At 73.0% G+C, this 3,355-nt stretch carries 4 protein-coding genes; all 4 read right to left on the bottom strand.

Annotated features, from left to right (window positions below):
- Positions 1–307, bottom strand: a 307-nt coding sequence (tsaB, locus tag IY392_RS14220; RefSeq protein WP_194861560.1) for a tRNA (adenosine(37)-N6)-threonylcarbamoyltransferase complex dimerization subunit type 1 TsaB, incomplete at its 3' end; no start/stop codon positions are given.
- Between the two features lie 5 nt (positions 308–312).
- Positions 313–825: a tRNA (adenosine(37)-N6)-threonylcarbamoyltransferase complex ATPase subunit type 1 TsaE gene (locus IY392_RS14215; RefSeq protein ID WP_194861559.1), complete on the bottom strand. Its 513-nt coding sequence runs from the start codon at positions 823–825 to the stop codon at positions 313–315.
- A complete protein-coding gene (locus IY392_RS14210; protein WP_107755862.1) occupies positions 822–2,057 on the bottom strand; it encodes an alpha/beta fold hydrolase in 1,236 nt (411 codons plus the stop codon). The genes IY392_RS14215 and IY392_RS14210 overlap by 4 nt, the downstream gene beginning before the upstream one ends.
- A complete protein-coding gene (alr, locus tag IY392_RS14205) occupies positions 2,054–3,241 on the bottom strand; it encodes an alanine racemase (RefSeq protein WP_107755861.1) in 1,188 nt (395 codons plus the stop codon). Before alr ends, IY392_RS14210 begins: the two co-directional genes overlap by 4 nt.
- Positions 3,242–3,355: the final 114 nt, after the last annotated feature.

Below are 3,355 nucleotides of genomic sequence, written 5' to 3'. Positions count from 1 at the left end.
AGCACACCCCGTGCGCCGGTCGGCCGAGGGCATCGGCGAAGGCGGCCGCGGTCGCCATGCCCACCCGGAGGCCGGTGAACGGCCCCGGCCCCACGCCGACCACCACGGCATCGAGGTCCTCGGGGGCCAGGTCCGCCTCCGCGAGGCAGTCCAGGATGTGAGGGGTGAGCAGCTCGGCGTGCGCCCGTGCGTCCTCGGTCACACGGGTGGCCAGGGGGGTCACGGCCGGGCCGCGACCCCCCTCGACGAGGCGGCAGACCCCTGCCGTGACGGCGGGGGTCGAGGTGTCGACGGCGAGAACCAGCACGGTGGTCAGGGTACCGCCGGGCCGGGCGCCCGACCGGCCCGGCGCCAGGTGGCCGAGCGCACCTCCGTCTCGGCACCGCGCTGGAGGGTGACGACGAGTGGCGCCGCGACCAGGGACTCCACGAACCCGGCCCCCCACTCCACCACCACCACGTCATGGTCGAGCGAGGAATCCAGGTCGAGGGACTCCAACTGGTCGGCCAGATCACCGGACGAGGGCTGCGACCCGTCGGGGTTCTCACCCCCCACCAGGCGGTAGGCGTCCACGTGGACCAGCCCGGGGCCGCCCGGGGCTCCGGGGGCGTGCCGACGGGCGATCACGAAGGTCGGTGAGGTCACCCGGCCCCGGACGCCCAGCCCGGCGGCGATCCCGGCGGTGAGTGCGGTCTTGCCTGCACCGAGGGGCCCGTCGAGGACCACCACGTCGCCGGCCCCCAGCAGTGCCGCGAGTTCCACGCCGAGCTGACGCGTGTCCTCCACGGTCGGGAGGGTCCGCGCCCCCGGTACCTCGATCGTCACGACGCCGTGCTTCGGCGCCCCGGCGGCCCGTGCGTGCGTGCGCGCCACTCGACGACGGCGTCCGCGATCAGGTCACCGAGCACCTCCGACACGTGCGCGGGCTCCTCCAGCATCACCATGTGACCGGCTCCGGGGACCACCACGAACTCGGCGTCCGGCAACGCCTCGGCGATGTCCACCGAGCGGTCCAGGGGGGTGAGCAGGTCGCGGTCTCCGCACAACACCGTGGTCCGTACGTCCCGCAGCACGGGGACGGCCGCGGACTCGTCGTGCTGGGTGAGGGTCTCGAAGAAGTTCGCGATGGTCAGCATGTCCGTCGAGGCGATGAGCTTGTCGACGAACCGCGCGACGGTCGGGCTCATCTTGGCCGGGTCGCCGAACGAGCCGCCATAGATGAACGGGGAGATGACGGCCCCGAGGGCCTTGCGGCTGCTTGTGAACACCCCCGGCGTGCGGCCGGCCAGGCCCACGAACCTGCTGACGGCCCGGCTGTCGAGTACGGCACCCAGGCCCGACTCGGACAGTTCCGCCATCGCGGTGGCGACCAACCCCACACCGAGCACCCGATCGCGGACCGCCTCGGAGTGACGGGCCGCATAGCCCAGCACCGTCATCCCCCCCATGGAATGCCCGATCGCCACGATCGGGCCGGTCGGGGCGGTGGCCGAGATCACCGAGTTGAGGTCGGCCGCCAACTGGGCGATCGTCGAGTTCTCGCGTGAGCTCTTCCCGCTGAGCCCGTGACCACGCTGATCGTAGAAGACCAACCGGACCTCGGATCCGAACCGGTCCTGGAGGTGTCGACGCTGGAAGTGCCAGGAATCCATCGACAGCGTGTAGCCGTGGGCGAACACCACGGTCATCGGCGCGTCAGTCGGGCCGGCCTCACGCACCGCGAGCGGGACCCCGTCCGAAGCGGCGACCATCGAACCCCGGTCGACCCCGAGCTCCCACATGTCCTCTCCGGCCCACGGGTCGCTCGCCCGGCGCCCGGGTAGGAGGGTGCCGACGGATCCGATCGTCGCCGCGCCGAGCGCGCTCAGCCCCGCGGCGAGCCCTCCGGGGGTCCGGATCTGCTCGTCGACGGCCTCGGCGTCCCGGGCCTCCCCGCCCACCAGCTCGGGCGAGCGGACCTCGACGGGCTCCCTCGCGGGCGACCTGGAGGGGCGCCGGGGGAGCCGGAGTCTGGGCATCGACCTCCGGCGCCCGGGCGAGCCGTCTTCTCCACTCATGTCGACCCCTCCTCGCGCCGGTCCGAGGTGTGGCGGGCCCCGAGCACGTGACGGCGCACCGCGCGGCCGCGGACCGCGGTGACGACCTCGTAGTGGATGGTCCCGAGGGACCGGGCCCACTCGGCGGCGGTGGGTCCGCCGTCGGAACCGTCGCCGAACAGCACGGCGGTGTCCCCCGCCCGCACCGTGTCGCCCGGGTCCGGGCCGAGGTCGACGACGAACTGGTCCATGCAGACACGTCCGACGTTGGGGTAGCGACGCCCGTTGATCTGCACGTCGAGGCCGCCCGAGAGCAGACGCCACACCCCGTCTGCGTACCCCGCCGCCACGAGAGCCACGGTGGTGTCGTGCGGCGCGTGCCATGTGTGCCCGTAGCTCACTCCCTGACCGGCGGCGATGCGCTTGACCATGAGCACCTCGGCGGAGAACGTCATCGCCGGGACCAGGTCCGCCTCGAGACCGTCGACGGGGTTGAGCCCGTAGAGCGCGATCCCGGGGCGGACCATCTCGAACCCGTCGTCCGGGCGGGTGAGGGTGGCCGCGGAGTTGGCGTGGTGGTTCACCGGGCACTCCAACCCCCGGGCGCGAGCCTGCGCCACGCACGTGTGGAGCCTGGCGACCTGCTGGTCGATCACCGGGTGGCCCGGGTCGTCGGCGTGCGCGAAGTGCGCCATCAGCCCTGTCACCTCCACGAGGCCCTCCTCGGAGGCGGCGACGAGCCGGTCGAGCAGGACCGGCCACTCCTCGAGGGTGATGCCGGAGCGCGCGAGACCGGTGTCGATCTTGGGCGTCACCCTGGCGCGGCGTCCGGTCCGGCGGGCGGCGTCGAGCACCGTGTCGAGGTGTCCCGGGCTGGGGACCGCCAGGTCCACCTCTGCGGCCAGCGCCGCGCCCACGTCGTCACCGACCGAGAACAACCAGGCCAGGATCTCGGCGTCGATACCCGCCATCCGGAGCTGGACGGCCTCGGCGATCGTGGTGACACCCAACGCGTCCGCCCCACCGCGCAGTGCGGCGAGGGACACGGGTACGGCCCCGTGGCCGTAGGCGTCCGCCTTCACCACGGCCATGACGCGCGCACCGCTGGCGGCCCGCGTCAGGACGCGGGAGTTGTGCTCGATCGCGTCCAGGTCTATCTCGACGCGACACGGCGACTGGGGGACAATTGGACCCATTTCGTCCATTCTGCCAAACCTTGGCCGTGAGAGGCCATTCACGCTCCGCGGATCGCGGAGATCGCCGTCGGGACCGCACGCACCAGATCCCCGGCGCCGATCGGCGCACCGGGACCGCCCGTG

It is taken from the genome of Dietzia sp. SYD-A1 (genome assembly GCF_015356725.1).
In the GTDB taxonomy this organism is placed as follows: Bacteria; Actinomycetota; Actinomycetes; order Mycobacteriales; family Mycobacteriaceae; genus Dietzia.
Note: the sequence above shows the minus strand (reverse complement) of the source record. Positions and strands in the feature narration are given on the sequence as shown.